We start from the raw sequence: 19291 nt of genomic DNA, 5'->3' as shown, positions 1-19291 counted from the left end.
CACCTGGTTGGGAATCGCGCGAGCAGACTCCGGTGAGCACTGAGATCCCCGCAGCATCCTGCGGTGGCGGTGCCGAGGCGAGGGCGCTGACAAGCCTGACGGTCTGTGGAAGGATCCCTCTTGGTCGCCCCGAGCACCTCTAATAATGCAACCGCTACCAGCCAGGTCGACGCCGACGGCGCCGCACCCCGGCTCTCATTCGCAAAGATTCACGAACCGCTGGACGTTCCCAATCTCCTTGCCCTGCAGACGGACAGTTTCGACTGGCTGATCGGCAACGAGCGCTGGAAGGCGCGCGTCGAGGAAGCACTGGAGAAGGGCCTGCAGGGTGTGGCCACGACCTCCGGTCTGGCGGACATCTTCGAAGAGATCTCCCCCATCGAGGACTTCCAGGGCACCATGTCCCTGAGCTTCTCCGAGCCGGAGTTCGCCGACCCCAAGTACACGATGGCCGAGTGCAAGGATCGCGACGCGACCTACTCCGCCCCCCTGTACGTCAAGGCCGAGTTCATGAACAACAACACGGGCGAGATCAAGCAGCAGACCGTGTTCATGGGTGACTTCCCCCTCATGACCGACAAGGGCACCTTCGTCATCAACGGCACGGAGCGCGTCGTCGTGTCGCAGCTCGTCCGTTCGCCGGGTGCCTACTTCGAGCGGACCGCCGACAAGACCAGTGACAAGGACATCTTCAGCGCGAAGATCATCCCGTCGCGTGGCGCCTGGTTCGAGCTCGAGATCGACAAGCGCGACCAGGTCGGCGTCCGCCTCGACCGCAAGCGCAAGCAGTCCGTCACCGTCCTGCTCAAGGCGCTCGGCTGGACCGAGGGCCAGATCCTGGAGGAGTTCGGCCAGTACGACTCCATCCGGGCGACCATGGAGAAGGACGCGACGGAGACCCGCGAGGACGCCCTCCTCGACATCTACCGCAAGCTGCGACCGGGCGAGCCCCCCACTGTCGAGGCTGCCCAGACCCTCCTGGACAACCTGTACTTCAACCCCAAGCGCTACGACCTCGCGAAGGTCGGCCGGTACAAGATCAACCGCAAGCTCGGGATCGACAAGGACCTCACGGACTCCGACGCCTCGGTGCTGAACATCGACGACATCGTCGCGATGATCAAGTTCCTGGTTGCCCTGCACGCCGGGGACAAGACCCTCGGCGGCAAGCGCGACGGCGGTGACGTGGAGCTCCGCGTCGAGGTCGACGACATCGACCACTTCGGCAACCGCCGTATCCGCGCCGTGGGCGAGCTCATCGAGAACCAGGTCCGCACGGGCCTGTCCCGTATGGAGCGTGTCGTCCGAGAGCGCATGACCACCCAGGACGTCGAGGCGATCACGCCGCAGACCCTGATCAACATCCGTCCCGTCGTGGCCGCGATCAAGGAGTTCTTCGGAACTTCCCAGCTGTCGCAGTTCATGGACCAGAACAACCCGCTCGCCGGCCTGACGCACAAGCGTCGCCTGTCCGCGCTGGGCCCGGGTGGTCTGTCCCGTGACCGCGCAGGCATGGAGGTCCGTGACGTCCACCCCTCGCACTACGGACGCATGTGCCCCATCGAGACCCCTGAAGGCCCGAACATCGGCCTCATCGGTTCGCTCGCCTCGTACGGCCGCATCAACGCGTTCGGCTTCATCGAGACCCCGTACCGCAAGGTCGTCGACGGCATCGTCACCGACCAGATCGACTACCTGACCGCGGACGACGAGGTGGAGCGCCTCATCGCCCAGGCGAACGCGCCCCTCGATGCGAACAGCACGTTCACCGAGGACATGGTCCTGGTGCGGACCCGTGGTGGTTCGGGCGAGCCCGTGCTCGTCACGCCCGACGAGGTCGAGTACATGGACGTCTCCCCGCGCCAGATGGTGTCCGTCGCGACCGCGATGATCCCGTTCCTGGAGCACGACGACGCCAACCGCGCCCTGATGGGCGCGAACATGCAGCGCCAGGCCGTGCCCCTGCTCCGTTCCGAGCGTCCCCTCGTGGGCACCGGCATGGAGAAGAACGCAGCCGTCGACGCCGGTGACGCCGTCACCGCGACGAAGGCCGGCGTCGTCAAGGAGGTGTCGGCCGACCTCGTCAGCATCCTCAACGACGACGGCACCGAGACGAACTACCCGATCATGAAGTTCGCCCGCTCCAACCAGGGCAACGCGTACAACCAGCGTGTCCTGGTCGCCGAGGGCGACCGCGTCGAGTTCAACACGATCATCGCCGACGGTCCGTCGACCGATCAGGGTGAACTCGCGCTGGGCAAGAACATGCTCGTGGCGTTCATGTCCTGGGAGGGTCACAACTTCGAGGACGCGATCATCCTGTCGCAGCGCATCGTCTCCGACGATGTCCTGACGTCGATCCACATCGAGGAGCACGAAGTCGATGCCCGCGACACCAAGCTCGGTGCCGAGGAGATCACGCGTGACATCCCGAACGTGTCCGAGGAAGTCCTCGGAGCGCTCGACGAGCGCGGCATCATCCACATCGGTGCCGAGGTCGAAGCCGGGGACATCCTCGTCGGCCGCGTCACCCCCAAGGGTGAGACGGAACTGACCCCGGAGGAGCGCCTGCTGCGCGCCATCTTCGGCGAGAAGAGCCGTGAGGTCCGCGACACCTCCCTGAAGGTGCCCCACGGCGAGTCGGGCACGGTCATCGGTGTGCGCATCTTCGACCGCGACAACGACGACGAGCTGCCCCCGGGCGTCAACCAGCTGGTCCGGGTCTACGTGGCACAGAAGCGCAAGATCACGGACGGCGACAAGCTCGCTGGCCGCCACGGCAACAAGGGCGTCATCTCCAAGATCCTCCCGATCGAGGACATGCCGTTCATGGAGGACGGCACGCCCGTCGACATCGTCCTGAACCCGCTGGGTGTCCCGGGCCGCATGAACGTCGGCCAGGTCCTCGAGATCCACCTCGGCTGGGCAGCCAAGCAGGGCTGGAAGATCGAGGGTGACCCCGAGTGGATGAAGAACCTCCCGAACCTTCCCCGGGAGATCTCCTCGACCACCGTCGCGACCCCCGTGTTCGACGGTGCCACCGAGGACGAGATCGTCGGCCTGCTGGGCTCCACGAACGTCACGCGTGACGGACAGCGCCTCATCGGCGAGTCCGGCAAGGCGCGCCTGTTCGACGGCCGCTCCGGCGAGCCGTTCCCGGACCCGATCTCCGTCGGCTACATGTACATCCTGAAGCTCCACCACCTGGTGGACGACAAGATCCACGCCCGCTCCACCGGTCCGTACTCGATGATCACGCAGCAGCCGCTGGGTGGTAAGGCGCAGTTCGGTGGCCAGCGCTTCGGTGAGATGGAAGTCTGGGCCCTCGAGGCCTATGGCGCGGCCTACACGCTGCAGGAACTCCTGACCATCAAGTCGGACGACATCCACGGACGCGTCAAGGTGTACGAGGCCATCGTCAAGGGCGAGAACATCCCCGAGCCGGGTGTCCCCGAGTCCTTCAAGGTGCTGATCAAGGAAATGCAGTCGCTCTGCCTGAACGTGGAAGTCCTTTCCACCGACGGTACGACGATCGAGATGCGTGACTCGGATGAAGAAGTCTTCCGGGCCGCGGAGGAACTGGGCATCGACCTCTCACGGGCCGAGCCGAGCTCTGTCGAGGAAGTCTAGGTTTCAGGACGCCGTACCGGCGTTCGAACGGGGCCAACGAAATTTCCGCGGCCGCGAGCGGCCTTGAAATATTGAAGGCCCCTTCCTCGAACACCGGTACGGCATCCGCCGGGCTTTCCGCCGCACCCCATAAGACTTCAAGAATTTAGAGAACAAAGAGAGAACAGGGACCCTATGTCCAGCGAATCCTCCTTCGGCCTCATGCGAATCGGCCTTGCCACCGCGGACGAAATCCGCGGTTGGTCCTACGGCGAGGTCAAGAAGCCGGAAACCATCAACTACCGCACGCTCAAGCCCGAGAAGGACGGCCTCTTCTGCGAGAAGATCTTCGGCCCTTCCCGTGACTGGGAGTGCTACTGCGGCAAGTACAAGCGCGTGCGCTTCAAGGGCATCATCTGTGAGCGCTGCGGCGTCGAGGTCACCCGCGCCAAGGTGCGTCGCGAGCGCATGGGCCACATCGAGCTCGCCGCTCCCGTCACCCACATCTGGTACTTCAAGGGCGTTCCCTCGCGCCTCGGCTACCTGCTGGACCTCGCTCCGAAGGACCTCGAGAAGGTCATCTACTTCGCCGCGTACATGATCACCTCGGTCGACGAGGAGAACCGCCACGCCGAGCTGCCCAACCTCCAGGCCGAGCACGACCTCGAGAAGAAGCAGATGACGGACCAGCGCGACTCCGACATCGCCGCGATCGCCAAGGACCTCGAGGACGAGCTCGCCCGTCTCGAGGGTGAAGGCGCCAAGGCTGCCGACAAGAAGAAGGCCCGCGACTCGGCCGACCGCCAGATGGCGAACGTCCGCAAGCGTGCGGACGCCGACATCGAGCGCCTCGTCCAGGTGTGGGAGCGCTTCAAGACCCTCAAGGTCGCCGACCTCGAGGGCGACGAAGGCCTGTACCGCGAGCTGCGCGACCGCTACGGACTGTACTTCGAGGGCTCCATGGGCGCCGAGGCGATCAAGAAGCGCCTCGAGAACTTCGACATGCCGGCTGAGGCCGAGATGCTGCGCGACATCATCCAGAACGGTAAGGGCCAGCGGAAGACGCGCGCCCTGAAGCGTCTCAAGGTGGTCAACGCCTTCCTGACGACGACGAACAGCCCCCTGGGCATGGTCCTCGACGCCGTTCCGGTGATCCCGCCGGAGCTGCGCCCGATGGTCCAGCTCGACGGTGGCCGCTTCGCGACGTCCGACCTCAACGACCTGTACCGCCGCGTCATCAACAGGAACAACCGCCTCAAGCGCCTGCTCGATCTCGGTGCCCCCGAGATCATCGTGAACAACGAGAAGCGCATGCTGCAGGAAGCGGTCGACTCCCTGTTCGACAACGGCCGTCGTGGCCGTCCGGTCACCGGACCGGGCAACCGTCCCCTGAAGTCCCTCTCGGACATGCTGAAGGGCAAGCAGGGTCGTTTCCGCCAGAACCTCCTCGGCAAGCGCGTCGACTACTCGGGCCGTTCGGTCATCGTCGTCGGCCCGCAGCTGAAGCTGCACCAGTGCGGTCTGCCCAAGCAGATGGCGCTGGAGCTCTTCAAGCCGTTCGTGATGAAGCGCCTGGTGGACCTCAACCACGCACAGAACATCAAGAGCGCCAAGCGCATGGTCGAGCGCTACCGCCCCCAGGTGTGGGACGTGCTCGAGGAGATCATCACCGAGCACCCCGTGCTGCTGAACCGTGCACCCACCCTGCACCGTCTCGGCATCCAGGCGTTCGAGCCGCAGCTCGTGGAAGGCAAGGCACTCCAGCTCCACCCGCTGGTCTGCGGCGCCTTCAACGCGGACTTCGACGGCGACCAGATGGCAGTGCACCTGCCGCTGAGCCCCGAGGCCCAGGCCGAGGCACGCATCCTGATGCTCTCCTCGAACAACATCCTGAAGCCGTCCGACGGCCGTCCGGTCACCCTGCCCTCGCAGGACATGATCATCGGTCTGCACCACCTCACCACCAAGCGTGAGGGGAGTGCCGGCGAAGGCCGCGTCTTCACCAGCGTCGCCGAGGCCATCATGGCGTTCGACATGGGCTCGCTCCACCTCAACTCGGTGGTCCGGATCCGCGTCGACAACTTCGTGCCGAGTGCGGACATCGCCGCTCCCGAGGGCTGGGAGTCGGGGACGCCTGCGCTCATCGAGACGTCGCTCGGGCAGGTCCTGTTCAACGAGACCCTTCCCCTGGACTACCCGTGGGTGGAGAAGGTCGCCGACAAGGGCCAGCTCTCGACGATCGTGAACGATCTCGCGGAGCGGTACCCGAAGGTCGTCACGGCGGCGACGCTGGACAACCTGAAGGACGCCGGTTTCTACTGGGCCACACGCTCGGGCGTCACCGTCGCCATCTCGGATATCTCCGCGCCGATCAACAAGGCAGGGATCATGGAGGGCTACGAGACGCAGGCCGCCAAGGTCCAGTCGCAGTTCGACAAGGGCCTCATCGCCGACGAGGAGCGCCGCCAGGAGCTCATCGACATCTGGAACAAGGCCACCAACGAGGTGGCAGCCTCGATGCGTGCCGCCATGCCGAAGGACAACACCATCAACCGCATGGTGTCCTCCGGTGCCCGTGGTAACTGGCTGCAGGTCCGCCAGATCGCCGGTATCCGTGGCCTCGTGGCGAACCCCAAGGGCGAGATCATCCCGCGTCCGATCAAGTCCTCGTACCGCGAGGGACTGTCGGTCCTGGAGTACTTCATCGCCACCCACGGTGCCCGTAAGGGCCTCGCGGACACCGCACTGCGGACGGCGAACTCGGGCTACCTGACCCGACGCCTCGTCGACGTCTCGCAGGACGTCATCGTCCGCGAGGACGACTGCGGTACGGAGCGTGGACTCAAGGTCACGATCGCCGTGCCGAACGTCGACGGTGAGCTGGTGCTGCACGAGGAGGTCGAGAACTCGGCGTACGCCCGTACGCTGGCGACCGACGTCGTCGACGCCAAGGGCGCCGTCCTCGCTGCCGCGGGGTCGGACCTCGGGGACGTCGTCATCGGGGAGCTGTTCGAGGCCGGCATCACGGAGATCAAGGTCCGCTCGGTCCTGACCTGTGAGTCCAGCGTCGGTACCTGTGCCCTCTGCTACGGCCGTTCGCTCGCGACCGGCAAGACCGTGGACATCGGAGAGGCCGTCGGCATCATCGCGGCCCAGTCCATCGGCGAGCCCGGCACGCAGCTGACCATGCGTACCTTCCACACCGGTGGTGTGGCCTCGGCCGAGGACATCACCCAGGGTCTGCCCCGTATCCAGGAGCTCTTCGAGGCGCGTACCCCCAAGGGTGTCGCCCCGATCTCCGAGGTCGCCGGACGCGTCACCATCGAGGATGCCGAGAAGCAGCTTCGCCTGGTGGTCACGCCCGACGACGGGTCCGAGGAGATCGCGTATCCGGTCCTGCGCCGAGCACGCCTCCTGGTGTCCGACGGCGACCACGTCGAGGTCGGACAGCAGCTCGTCTTCGGTGCGGTCGACCCGAAGCAGATCCTCCGGATCCTCGGCCCGCGCAAGGCCCAGGAATTCCTGGTGGACGAGGTCCAGCGCGTGTACCGCAGCCAGGGCGTCGGTATCCACGACAAGCATGTCGAGGTCATCGTCCGCCAAATGCTGCGTCGCGTCACCGTGATCGAGTCCGGCGAGTCGGACCTGCTTCCCGGCGAGCTGGCCGAGCGTCGCCGCTTCGAGGACGAGAACCGTCGCGTGGTGTCCGAGGGCAAGAAGCCGGCCTCCGGCCGTCCCGAGCTCATGGGTATCACCAAGGCGTCGCTCGCCACGGACTCGTGGCTGTCGGCCGCCTCCTTCCAGGAGACCACGCGTGTCCTCACGCAGGCCGCCATGGAAGGCAAGAGCGATCCGCTGCTCGGGCTCAAGGAGAACGTCATCATCGGTAAGCTCATCCCGGCCGGAACCGGCCTGGACCGCTACACGAAGGTCACGGTCGAGCCCACGGAGGAGGCCAAGGCGAACCTGTTCACCGGTCCGAGCGCGTTCAGCGACTTCGACTACGCCGGTGTCGAGGGCGGCTTGAGCCCCGAGTTCCACGCGATCCCGCTGGACGACTACGACATGGGCAACAGCGACTTCCGCTAGGACGTCGTCGTCACCGGGAGAACGATCCCGGTGACGCCCCGGACCCGACCGCACTGAGCGGCCCGGGTCCTCAGGACGGGCCCTGGACTACACGGTCCAGGGCCTGTCCTGCTGTGGGAGGATCGAATCGGAGGACGAGGAGAGCCGGGGCGGCCGGGGAGCGCACGGGCCGCCGTCGGACCTCTGGTAGACTGGACGGTAATTGTTTGTGTGGCAGTGGATTGGCGTTGCGAAACGTATCTCCGTGTTGTACGTAAGTTGTACAGCGAATGCCACTTTTTCGCACGCCTACAGTCGTTCTGCGGCAGCTTGTCGGTCGGCGTCGCGCCAAACGACTGATCATCCCGGACTCCGGGTGGCACGGCCCCGAGAGGCGGCCGCCACCGCGGAGAAGGGCGACAGAGATCTCATCTTCAGACATTACGGAGAACACGAAAGTGCCTACGATTAACCAGCTGGTCCGTAAGGGCCGGACACCTAAGGTCTCCAAGACCAAGGCGCCCGCACTGAAGGGCAGCCCCATGAAGCGCGGCGTCTGCACCCGCGTCTACACCACCACCCCGAAGAAGCCGAACTCGGCGCTCCGCAAGGTGGCCCGCGTGCGCCTCAACGGCGGCATCGAAGTCACCGCCTACATCCCCGGTGTCGGTCACAACCTTCAGGAACACTCCATCGTGCTCGTGCGCGGCGGTCGTGTGAAGGACCTTCCCGGTGTCCGCTACAAGATCGTCCGTGGCGCGCTGGATACCCAGGGCGTCAAGAACCGCAAGCAGGCTCGTAGCCGCTACGGCGCAAAGATGGAGAAGAAGTAATATGCCACGTAAGGGCCCGGCCCCGAAGCGGCCGCTCGTTGTAGATCCCGTCTACGGCTCCCCTCTGGTCACGCAGCTGATCAACAAGGTGCTCGTCGACGGCAAGAAGTCCACCGCAGAGCGCATCGTGTACGGCGCCCTCGAAGGTGCCCGCGCCAAGTCCGGCGGCGACCCCGTCGCAGCGCTCAAGAAGGCCATGGACAACGTGAAGCCGACCCTCGAGGTCCGCTCACGCCGCGTCGGTGGTGCAACCTACCAGGTGCCCGTCGAGGTGAAGCCCGGTCGTTCGACCGCGCTGGCCCTGCGCTGGCTGGTCGGCTACTCCAAGGCCCGCCGCGAGAAGACGATGACCGAGCGCCTGCAGAACGAGATCCTCGACGCGTCGAACGGTCTCGGAGCCGCAGTCAAGCGCCGCGAGGACACGCACAAGATGGCCGAGTCGAACAAGGCCTTCGCACACTACCGCTGGTAGCACTTCTGCCGGGCGGATCGTGACCTCAGGGTCGCGATCCGGCCGGCGCTCCAGCTGAACTCCATTCTCGTCATAAGGGAGACACCGTGGCACAGGACGTGCTTACCGACCTCAACAAGGTCCGCAACATCGGCATCATGGCCCACATCGATGCCGGCAAGACCACTACTACCGAGCGCATCCTGTTCTACACGGGTGTCAACCACAAGATCGGCGAGACGCACGACGGCGCCTCCACCACCGACTGGATGGAACAGGAGAAGGAGCGCGGCATCACCATCACGTCTGCCGCCGTGACTTGCTTCTGGGAGAACAACCAGATCAACATCATCGACACCCCCGGACACGTCGACTTCACCGTCGAGGTGGAGCGTTCGCTCCGCGTGCTCGACGGCGCCGTCGCGGTGTTCGACGGCAAGGAGGGCGTCGAGCCCCAGTCCGAGACCGTCTGGCGCCAGGCCGACAAGTACGAAGTCCCCCGCATCTGCTTCGTCAACAAGATGGACAAGCTCGGCGCGGACTTCTACTTCACCGTCGACACGATCATCAGCCGCCTCGGCGCCAAGCCGCTCGTGCTCCAGCTCCCCATCGGAGCCGAGAACGACTTCGTGGGCGTCGTCGACCTGCTCTACATGCGTGCTCTCGTGTGGCCCGGTGACTCCAAGGGTGACGTGACGATGGGTGCCAAGTACGAGATCCAGGAGATCCCCGCGGATCTCAAGGAGAAGGCCGAGGAATACCGCGCGGCCCTCGTCGAGACCGTCGCCGAGTCTTCGGACGAGCTCATGAACAAGTACCTCGAAGGCGAAGAGATCTCCGTCGAGGAACTCAAGGCCGGCATCCGCAAGATGACGATCAACTCCGAGCTCTACCCCATCCTGTGTGGCTCCGCGTTCAAGAACCGTGGCGTCCAGCCGATGCTCGATGCCGTCATCGACTACCTGCCCTCGCCGCTGGATGTCCCCCCGATGATCGGTCACGATCCCCGGAACGAAGAGGTCGAGCTGACGCGCAAGCCGAGCACCGAGGAGCCGTTCTCGGCCCTCGCGTTCAAGGTCGCCACGCACCCGTTCTTCGGACAGCTGACCTTCATCCGCGTCTACTCCGGTCACGTCACCGCCGGCACGCAGCTGGTGAACTCCACGAAGAGCAAGAAGGAGCGCATCGGGAAGCTCTTCCAGATGCACGCCAACAAGGAGATCCCCGTCGAAGAGGCTTCGGCCGGGCACATCTACGCGGCGATCGGCCTGAAGGACACCACCACCGGTGACACCCTCTCCGACTCGGCCAACCAGATCGTGCTCGAATCGATGAGCTTCCCGGCACCCGTGATCTCGGTGGCCATCGAACCGAAGACGAAGGGTGACCAGGAGAAGCTGTCGACGGCCATCCAGAAGCTCTCGGCCGAGGACCCGACGTTCCAGGTGTCCCTCAACGAGGACACCGGGCAGACGATCATCGCCGGCATGGGCGAGCTCCACCTGGACATCCTGGTGGACCGCATGCGCCGCGAGTTCCGCGTGGAGGCCAATGTGGGCAAGCCCCAGGTGGCCTACCGCGAGACCATCCGCAGCAAGGTCGCCAAGCACGACTACACCCACAAGAAGCAGACGGGTGGCTCGGGTCAGTTCGCGAAGATCCAGATCGCGATCGAGCCGATGGAGGTCGAGGAGGGTGTCATGTACGCCTTCGACAACAAGGTGACCGGCGGCCGCGTGCCGCGCGAGTACATCCCGAGTGTCGACGCCGGCATCCAGGATGCGCTGAACGACGGCGTGCTCGCCGGCTACCCGGTGGTCGGCATCAAGGCGACGCTCCTCGACGGCGCGTACCACGACGTCGACTCCTCGGAGATGGCCTTCAAGATCGCCGGTCGCATGGCGTTCAAGGAAGCCGCGCGCATGGCCAAGCCCGTGCTGCTCGAGCCGCTGATGGAGGTGGAGGTCCGCACCCCTGAGGAATACATGGGTGAAGTCATCGGTGACCTCAACTCCCGCCGTGGCCAGATGCAGTCGATGGAGGACGCCAGCGGCGTCAAGGTCATCACCGCCCACGTGCCCCTCTCGGGCATGTTCGGGTACATCGGTGACCTTCGGTCGAAGACCCAGGGCCGGGCCGTCTACTCCATGAAGTTCGACAGCTACTCGGAGGTCCCGAAGGCAGTAGCCGACGAGATCATCCAGAAGACGCGCGGCGAGTAACACCCGGAGACGGGAACCGCGGAGAGCGGGTCGGCCTGTCACCGGCAGCCTGACCCGCTCTCCGGCGGCCGGACCACGCGGTCCCGGCAGCAACCAGCAATTTCATCAAAACCAAAAGCCCCCAGTAGACTTGCATGAGTTTCAGCCGCGAACAGCGTGGCTGGGAAGCAATTCTTCTCAAACGTTCTAGGAGGAACCCGTGGCGAAGGCAAAGTTCGAGCGGACTAAGCCGCACGTTAACATCGGCACCATCGGTCACGTCGACCATGGAAAGACCACGTTGACGGCTGCCATTTCGAAGGTGCTGTACGACAAGTACCCCACTCTCAACGAGCAGCGTGACTTCGCGTCGATCGACTCGGCTCCCGAGGAGAAGCAGCGCGGCATCACGATCAACATCTCGCACGTCGAGTACCAGACCGAGAAGCGCCACTACGCACACGTAGACGCCCCCGGCCACGCCGACTACATCAAGAACATGATCACCGGTGCTGCCCAGATGGACGGTGCGATCCTGGTCGTCGCCGCCACTGACGGCCCGATGGCGCAGACCCGCGAGCACGTCCTGCTCGCACGCCAGGTCGGTGTCCCCTACCTGCTGGTTGCGCTCAACAAGTCCGACATGGTCGACGACGAGGAACTCCTCGATCTCGTCGAGATGGAGGTGCGTGAGCTCCTCAGCTCGCAGGGCTTCGACGGTGACGACGCTCCTGTCGTCCGCGTCTCCGGCCTAAAGGCCCTCGAAGGCGATGCCGAGTGGGTCAAGTCCGTCGAGGACCTCATGGAAGCCGTTGACAACAACGTTCCTGACCCCGTGCGTGACAAGGACAAGCCGTTCCTCATGCCCGTCGAGGACGTCTTCACGATCACCGGTCGTGGAACCGTCGTCACGGGCCGCGCCGAGCGCGGAACCCTCGCCATCAACTCCGAGGTCGAGATCGTCGGTATCCGTCCGGTCCAGAAGACCACGGTCACCGGTATCGAGATGTTCCACAAGCAGCTCGACGAGGCATGGGCCGGCGAGAACTGTGGTCTCCTGCTCCGCGGCATCAAGCGCGAGGACGTCGAGCGTGGCCAGGTCATCGTGAAGCCGGGTTCCATCACCCCGCACACCGACTTCGAGGCCAACGTCTACATCCTGGCGAAGGACGAGGGCGGGCGTCACAACCCGTTCTACTCGAACTACCGCCCTCAGTTCTACTTCCGCACCACGGACGTGACCGGCGTCATCACCCTCCCCGAGGGCACCGAGATGGTCATGCCGGGCGACAACACCGAAATGACGGTCGAGCTCATCCAGCCGATCGCCATGGAAGAGGGCCTCGGCTTCGCGATCCGCGAAGGCGGCCGCACCGTCGGTTCGGGACGTGTCACGAAGATCATGAAGTAAGACCGCTCCACCGGAGACCGGCCTCGGCCGGTGATCCACGAAGGGCCCCCGCTGTCTCGACAGCGGGGGCCCTTCGGCGTCCCGGGCGGGACCGACCCCTACACTGGCCGGAGGACGCACGGGCGTGCGTCCGAAGTGGGGGAGTGCAGAGGGTTTGATCCTGGTCCTGGTCCTGGTGGTGTTCCTCGGCGCGTTCGTGGCCTTCGGCTGGTTCCTCGGAGCGCGGAGCGCACGCCGGTCGGGAAGCTGGCCTCGGGATGTGCCGCCGCCGGCTGTCGTGTACGAGGAGGGCTTCGACGCCGGCTACCGGGCAGCCCAGGAGGCGCAGGATCCCCTCGGAGCGGAGGGAGGCACCGGAGCATCGGGCCGTCCGTTGCAGGCTTGGTCACCAGCGCCCGCGTCAGCGCCGCCAGCGCCTGCGTCAGCGCCGCCCGCGCCCTCTCTGACCGGACAGTCCTCGCTGACCGTCCCTAGCGCGTCGCCCGCGCCGCCTCTGACCGGACAGTCTTCGCTGACCGTTCCTAGCGCGTCGCTCGCGCACCCTCTGACCGGACAGCCCTCGTTGATCGGACCACCCGCAGCGCCCGTGTCGCCTGTGCCGCCGTCGCCCGAGGACCGGACGGCCGCGAAAGCAGTGCGGGACCTGCGCACCATCAACATCGCGCTGTACGCGGCAAGCCTCCTGCTCGTGGCCGCGGGAGGACTGTTCATCGGAGCCGCGGTGCCCGGTCCGGCGCGCGCCGTGACGATCTGCGCGGTCGTCGCGCTCTTCTACGCCGGCGGCCTGATCCTCCACGCACAGCTGCCCCGATTGCGTCCCGCTGCAGTGGCGTTCGCGGGCACCGGCCTTGCCCTGTTGCCGGTGGCGGGTCTTTTGTTCGGTGTCCTGACCGGTGAGGGCCCTCTGGCCTGGTTCGGCACGGCACTGATCGGAACCGTCGCCTACCTCCTCGCCGCCGTCCGCCTCCAGAGCCGGGTGGTCGCCTATCTGAGCCTCCCGTTCTTCCTGTCGATCGCGTTGTCCTCGGTGTCGCTGATCGGCGGCGCGCTCATCTGGTACTTCACCTGCTCCATCGGTGTAGCGGCGCTGTTCGCTGTGCTGGCCCATCCTGCTCCCCGGTGGATGCCCGAGGTCCTCACCCGCGCCGTGCTCGACGCGCACCGTGTCCTGACACCCTTGGCCCTCGCGGCGTCCCTTCTGCTCGGCAGTCTTCTGGCCCCGTCCGATCGAGCGCTCCTGTGGGTCGTCGCAGCCGTCCACTACGGCGCCCTTCTGGTGTTCGTCCCGGTGCTGAGGATCCTGCACTTCTACGCGACGCGTCTGGTCGCGACGCTGGCAGCCGTCTTCATCATGGCCGCGCTGGACCTTCCCTTCTTCTGGGCCGTCATGGTCCTGGCTCTCTGCACCGCCCTGCAGGTGGCCGGAGCCCTTGTCCTCGCAGCACCCCTGCGTCGGCTCCTCACACCGGGTGCGACACCGCCTTCGGATCATACCGGCGCTGTCGCGGACGATGCCCGCACCCCCGATGGCCCGGGCGGAGCACCGCATGCCGATGCCTCGGGGGGAGCCCACGCCCCCGATGGCCCGGGTGGAGCCCGCGGAACCGCAGCTCCTGCCGCATCGCACAGCGCGACGGGCCCGGGCTCAGCCGAGGCGTACTCCGTCGTTGCCAGCCCGTCGATCGCCAGCCCATCCGTCGCCAGCCCATCGATCGCCAGCCCGTCGATCGCCAGCCCGTCCTTCGCCAGCCCATCCGTCGCCAGCCCGTCCTTGGCCGGCCCGGCCTCGACCGCCTCGGTCAGCAGGAAGGTCGATCCGGAAGAGCGCGCGCGGGCCCGGTACCGCTGGGACGTCCTGGGAACCTTCGCGCTCACCGCCCTGGCCGCCGCCGTCGTGGCGTCCCCGCTCCGTGGCGCCGGGTCCGACGGGCCCGATGTCCTGATTCCTGTGCTGCTCGTGCTGGCCCTCGGCATGTGGATCGCCGAGCGTTTCGGAGGAGCGGCGGAAGTGCTGGTGCTGCCGGGCATCCTGCTCGCGGTGACCGCGCCGGTCGAGTCCCCCTGGCGCACCGAAGTAGTGCTGGTTCTGTCCGTCGGATACCTCCTGCTCCGGGCGCGAGCCTCGGCCGACATCCTGCGCGAGCGGTTCCTCCTCGCCGCACGGGCGGGCGGCGTCCTCCTGCTGCCGGTGGCGGTGATGGTCCACCTTCGCCTGCTGGAGCTTCCCGACGCCGGACTGGAGGAGCTTGCCGTCCTCGCCGTGGTCCTGGGGGCGGTCGCGAATCAACTGGCCGAGGTGGTGCGGACCCGTGCCATGCGTGCAACGTTGTACAGCCCGTGGGTCATCTGCACCTCGAGCGTCCTCTCGCTCGTGGCAGCGCTCGTCGCCGCAGCCGGCTCAGGACTGGGAGTGGTCGCCGCGGTTGCCATCTGGAGCACCGTCGCCGCCGGCCTCCTGACGACGCTCGTGCTGCCGCTCGTGGATGAGAGCACGACGACGCAGCCGCCCGGGGGACCGGTCACTCAGCAGGGTGGACCGCGGGCCACGCGCCCGGTGCTGCAGGGGTGGTACGTCGAGGCAGCCGGTCCGGTCTCCCTGCTCGTGGCGGCATTCGCGAGCGCCGCCGCGGGGTTCGGGTACCGCACCTTCGAGGTCCTGCTCGCATGCGCCGTCGTGCACGGCGGTCTGACGGCACGCCGTGCCATCGATCACCGCCGACGCGGTGCCTACCTGCTCGCGGCGCAGATCGCCTTCACCGCCCTCACCGCGCTCGTGTCCAGGGACCTGGACCTCACCGTGCACGGCGTACTGACCGTCGTGGCCGTCGGCATCGCGCTGCAGGAGATCGTCCGCGTGATCATCCGACGGCGGCTCCGGGCCCTCGGTCTGCAATCGTCGTCGGCCTGGCTGAGTACCGCGGCTCTGGCCGCACTGCCCCTGGCGTACTCGGTGCTGGCGGGTCCGACCGTCCAGCTCGGGGTCATCGTGGTGCATCTGGCTCTCCTCCTGGTCGTCTCCGTCATCCTGTTCACCGTCCAGCACAGGACGGCTGCCGCCTACCCTGCCCTGTACGCGCTCGCTGCCTCGATCGCCGTCCTGGCGGGTGTGCTGGAAACCGCACCGCAGGGATGGCTGACTCGCGCGCCACTGGCCATGTGGGTCGGAGCGCTGCTGGCGGCTGCCTGCCTCCTCGCCCTCGTCGTCCTGGGATCGCGTTCCGGCGAGAAGAGCAGGAGGCTCCCCGTCCGGGTGGGAGCGGGGCTCTTCGCCCTCGAGGCAGGCCTCCTCTCGTTCGCCGATGGCGGCTGGGACCGGGTCCTCGTCGCTGCGGTCGTCGCCGGCGCCCTCTTCGTCTTCTCGCGCGTCGACCGCCTCCCCTGGCTCGATGCGGTCGCCGCCCTCGCGGTCATCGTCCTCGCGACGGTCTTCGTGGAGGAGGTCACGCTGGGCATGGGGGGTCTACCCGGATCGGCCCTGATGCGGCTGCTGATCGGCGCCGTCCTGGCAGCAGGCCTCCTGTACCTCGCCCGGGACCTGCTGGCCATGGATGATCACGGCGAGCTCCGCTACCGGATCCTCGGCACGACGGCGCTCTGCTGGGCCGCCGTCGCAGCGCTGGCCGCTACGGTGCCCCAACAGGAAGCCGTTGCCGGGTCGGTGGTCCTCGGAGCGGTGGCCGTCCTGACGGTGCGCGAGGTGCCGGTGCAACGGCGGCCGGTCACCGCGGAACTGGCGTTCCTGGTGCTCGTCGCCGCTGCGCAGCGCATCGCCTGGGTGGTGTCGGGCGGCATCACCTTCTTCTGGGCAGCGCAGTGGTGGGCGGTGGCCTTCGCGGTCCTCGCCGCCTACTCGTTCCTGCGCGGCAGCGCCCGGCGTGGGCCGGTCTGGCTCTCCGCAGCGGCCGTCGTGCTCTCCGGGACCGGGCTGCTGACCATCACCGGCGGGACGGCGGGTACGCAGGTCTGGGCACTCTGCGGTCACGTGCTGCTCCTGGCGGCGGGTGTCGCGCTGTCCCGCAGGCTCTTCAGCCTCTGGGGCGCCGTCGGGATAGTCCTCGCACTGCTGTGGTTCCTGCGGGGCTACACCTTCCTGCTGCTCACCGTCGCAGCGCTCGCACTGCTGGCCTTCGCGGTCTGGAAGCTCAACACCCAGACACGGGGGAGCGAGGCCCCCGCGTCTGTGCCGCCCGGGCCGGTCGTCGTCCCGGCGCGGGACGACGGTGGAGGGGACCCTGTGCGACCGGGCAGCGGGCAGGCCGCACCGGACGCCGTACAGCCCGCCGGCAGGCCGGGCCGGGAGCTCGATGCCTGATGGGCCGGCGTCTGCCCTCCCTGATCCTTCCGGCCTGGTCCGAGGCTTGCTCACGCTCTCCCTGAATGCTCGCGGCACGGTTCGGGTGTGCGGGATCACGGCGCGGCACTTCCGCGCCGGTTCGCATTCATCCCGGCGATCTGCGACACTAGATAAGTTGTTCAAGCGCCAGTGCGCGCGGTCTGAGACCTCATCCCGGTCAGGATAATGCCTGATGCAGGGGTCGGATCCACCGCTCGGTATGGCCCAAAGATAAAATCCACCCCGTTCGGCTCGTCCGAAACAGCGGACCGTGTGTGTCTAGGAAGTGCGACACGCCCGAGCGCGGGGGTCGGAGTCCCGGCAGGGTGAGGAACCCGGATCCATCCGGATTCAGCCTGTTCGGGGAGCGTCGCGCAACGGACGCAGGAAATGTACGTACGTACCGGAACTGCCCAGGCAGTTATGTAGAGAGAGAGTCGAGACGCCATGGCGGGACAAAAAATCCGCATCCGGCTGAAGTCATATGACCACGAGGTCATCGATGTTTCAGCCCGGAAGATCGTTGAGACGGTGACGCGCGCAGGCGCAACGGTAGTGGGCCCCGTGCCGCTGCCCACGGAGAAGAACGTTTTCGTTGTCATCCGGTCCCCGCACAAGTACAAGGACAGCCGTGAGCACTTCGAAATGCGTACTCACAAGCGTCTGATCGACATCATTGATCCCACGCCCAAGGCCGTCGATTCGCTGATGCGTCTCGACCTGCCTGCGGACGTGAACATCGAAATCAAGCTGTAAGGGAGAGCGGATACACATGTCTACTTCACTTACGCGCCAGGTCAAGGGCCTGCTGGGCATCAAGCTCGGCATGACCCAGGTCTGGGACGAGAACAACATCCTCATCCCCGTCACCGTCGTCCAGGCTGACTCGAACGTCATCACGCAGCTCCTCGACGAGGAGAAGGACGGCTACACCGCCGTGCAGATCGGCTTCGGCCAGATCGATCCCCGCAAGGTCACCAAGCCGCTCGTCGGCCACTTCGAGAAGGCAGGCGTCACGCCTCGCCGTCACGTCGTCGAACTGCGGACCTCCGACGCCGACTCCTACTCGCTCGGTCAGGAACTGTCCGTCGGGATGTTCGAGGCCGGCCAGACGGTCGACGTCATCGGCACCACCAAGGGCAAGGGCTTCGCGGGCGTCATGAAGCGCCACGGTTTCCACGGCGTCGGTGCATCGCACGGTGCCCACAAGAACCACCGCAAGCCCGGTTCCATCGGTGGAGCATCCACCCCCAGCCGCGTCTTCCGTGGAATGAAAATGGCAGGCCGCATGGGTGCCGTTCGTCAGACCACGCTGAACCTCAAGGTTCACGCTGTCGACGCCGAGAAGTCGCTGCTGCTGATCAAGGGCGCCGTCCCCGGCGCCCGCGGCCAGGTCGTCCTCGTACGCACCGCCGTGAAGGGAGCATAGCCACATGGCTGCCAATCCAGTACAGGTCGATCTCCCCGCGGAGATCTTCGACGCACAGACCAACGTGCCGCTGCTGCACCAGGTCGTCGTGGCTCAGCTTGCTGCCGCCCGCCAGGGCACGCACAAGACGAAGACGCGTGCCGAGGTCAGCGGCGCAGGCCGCAAGCCGTTCAAGCAGAAGGGAACCGGTCGCGCCCGCCAGGGTTCGATCCGCGCCCCCCACATGACCGGTGGTGGCGTCGTCCACGGGCCCACGCCCCGCGACTACAGCCAGCGCACCCCCAAGAAGATGAAGGCTGCTGCACTGCGTGGCGCCCTCTCGGACCGGGCACGCAACGGTCGTATCCACGTTCTCGAGTCCCTGGTCGACGGCGGCAAGCCGTCCACCAAGGGTGCCATCGAGACCCTGCGCGCGATCTCCGAGCGGCCCCGCCTGCTCGTCGTGATCGAGCGTGCCAACGACGTCGCCGCACTGTCCGTGCGCAACGTCCCCGAGGTACACGTCCTCTATGTGGACCAGCTCAACACGTACGACGTGCTGGTGTCCGATGACGTGATCTTCACCAAGGCCGCCTACGACCAGTTCGTCGGTTCGGCTGATGTCATCACCGAGGAGGATGCCACGTGAGCGGCAGCATCGCAAAGGACCCGCGCGACGTCGTCATTGCACCCGTCGTCTCGGAGAAGAGCTACGGCCTGATCGACGAAGGCAAGTACACCTTCCTGGTCGACCCCCGCTCGAACAAGGAAGAAATCAAGCTGGCGGTCGAGAAGATCTTCTCCGTGAAGGTCGACTCCATCAACACCATCAACCGGGTTGGCAAGCGCAAGCGCACCAAGTTCGGCTGGGGCCAGCGCAAGGGCACCAAGCGTGCCATCGTGTCCCTCAAAGAGGGCTCGATCGACATCTTCGGCGGTCCGCTCTCCTGAGAGCGGAGACCACTTTAACGAGGAAT

At 66.3% G+C, this 19291-nt stretch carries 11 protein-coding genes; all 11 read left to right on the top strand.

The annotated features are described in order from the left end of the window. Positions 1 to 120: 120 nt before the first annotated feature. A complete protein-coding gene (gene rpoB, locus FNH21_RS03850) occupies positions 121 to 3630 on the top strand; it encodes a DNA-directed RNA polymerase subunit beta (protein WP_055768045.1) in 3510 nt (1169 codons plus the stop codon). A gap of 174 nt (positions 3631 to 3804) precedes the next feature. Beyond that, entirely contained in the window at positions 3805 to 7698 is a 3894-nt protein-coding gene (locus FNH21_RS03845) for a DNA-directed RNA polymerase subunit beta' (RefSeq protein WP_152812417.1), read from the top strand. 437 nt (positions 7699 to 8135) lie between these two features. Next, positions 8136 to 8510, top strand: a complete 375-nt coding sequence (gene rpsL, locus FNH21_RS03840) for a 30S ribosomal protein S12 (RefSeq protein WP_043440593.1) — start codon at positions 8136 to 8138, stop codon at positions 8508 to 8510. A gap of 1 nt (position 8511) precedes the next feature. After that, on the top strand, positions 8512 to 8982 hold the full coding sequence (gene rpsG / locus FNH21_RS03835) for a 30S ribosomal protein S7 (RefSeq protein ID WP_043440595.1): 471 nt from the start codon (positions 8512 to 8514) through the stop codon (positions 8980 to 8982). 86 nt (positions 8983 to 9068) lie between these two features. Further along, positions 9069 to 11183: an elongation factor G gene (gene fusA, locus FNH21_RS03830; RefSeq protein WP_191931586.1), complete on the top strand. Its 2115-nt coding sequence runs from the start codon at positions 9069 to 9071 to the stop codon at positions 11181 to 11183. Positions 11184 to 11382: 199 nt separating this feature from the next. Continuing rightward, positions 11383 to 12573, top strand: a complete 1191-nt coding sequence (tuf, locus tag FNH21_RS03825) for an elongation factor Tu (RefSeq protein WP_055768056.1) — start codon at positions 11383 to 11385, stop codon at positions 12571 to 12573. 586 nt (positions 12574 to 13159) lie between these two features. Continuing rightward, entirely contained in the window at positions 13160 to 16885 is a 3726-nt protein-coding gene (locus FNH21_RS03820; RefSeq protein WP_191931585.1) for a hypothetical protein, read from the top strand. A 468-nt stretch (positions 16886 to 17353) separates the two neighbouring features. Beyond that, positions 17354 to 17662 (top strand): 30S ribosomal protein S10, encoded by a 309-nt coding sequence (gene rpsJ, locus FNH21_RS03815; RefSeq protein ID WP_026531952.1) that lies wholly within the window; start codon positions 17354 to 17356, stop codon positions 17660 to 17662. A 16-nt stretch (positions 17663 to 17678) separates the two neighbouring features. Further along, the gene (gene rplC / locus FNH21_RS03810; protein ID WP_152812414.1) at positions 17679 to 18335 is read left to right on the top strand and encodes a 50S ribosomal protein L3; all 657 of its coding nucleotides are present in this window, start codon (positions 17679 to 17681) and stop codon (positions 18333 to 18335) included. 4 nt (positions 18336 to 18339) lie between these two features. Continuing rightward, entirely contained in the window at positions 18340 to 18963 is a 624-nt protein-coding gene (gene rplD / locus FNH21_RS03805) for a 50S ribosomal protein L4 (protein ID WP_055768067.1), read from the top strand. Next, a complete protein-coding gene (rplW, locus tag FNH21_RS03800; protein WP_049829181.1) occupies positions 18960 to 19265 on the top strand; it encodes a 50S ribosomal protein L23 in 306 nt (101 codons plus the stop codon). The genes rplD and rplW overlap by 4 nt, the downstream gene beginning before the upstream one ends. Positions 19266 to 19291 lie beyond the last annotated feature (26 nt).

Source organism: Arthrobacter bussei, from assembly GCF_009377195.2.
Taxonomy (GTDB): Bacteria; Actinomycetota; Actinomycetes; order Actinomycetales; family Micrococcaceae; genus Arthrobacter_D; species Arthrobacter_D bussei.
Note: the sequence above shows the minus strand (reverse complement) of the source record. Positions and strands in the feature narration are given on the sequence as shown.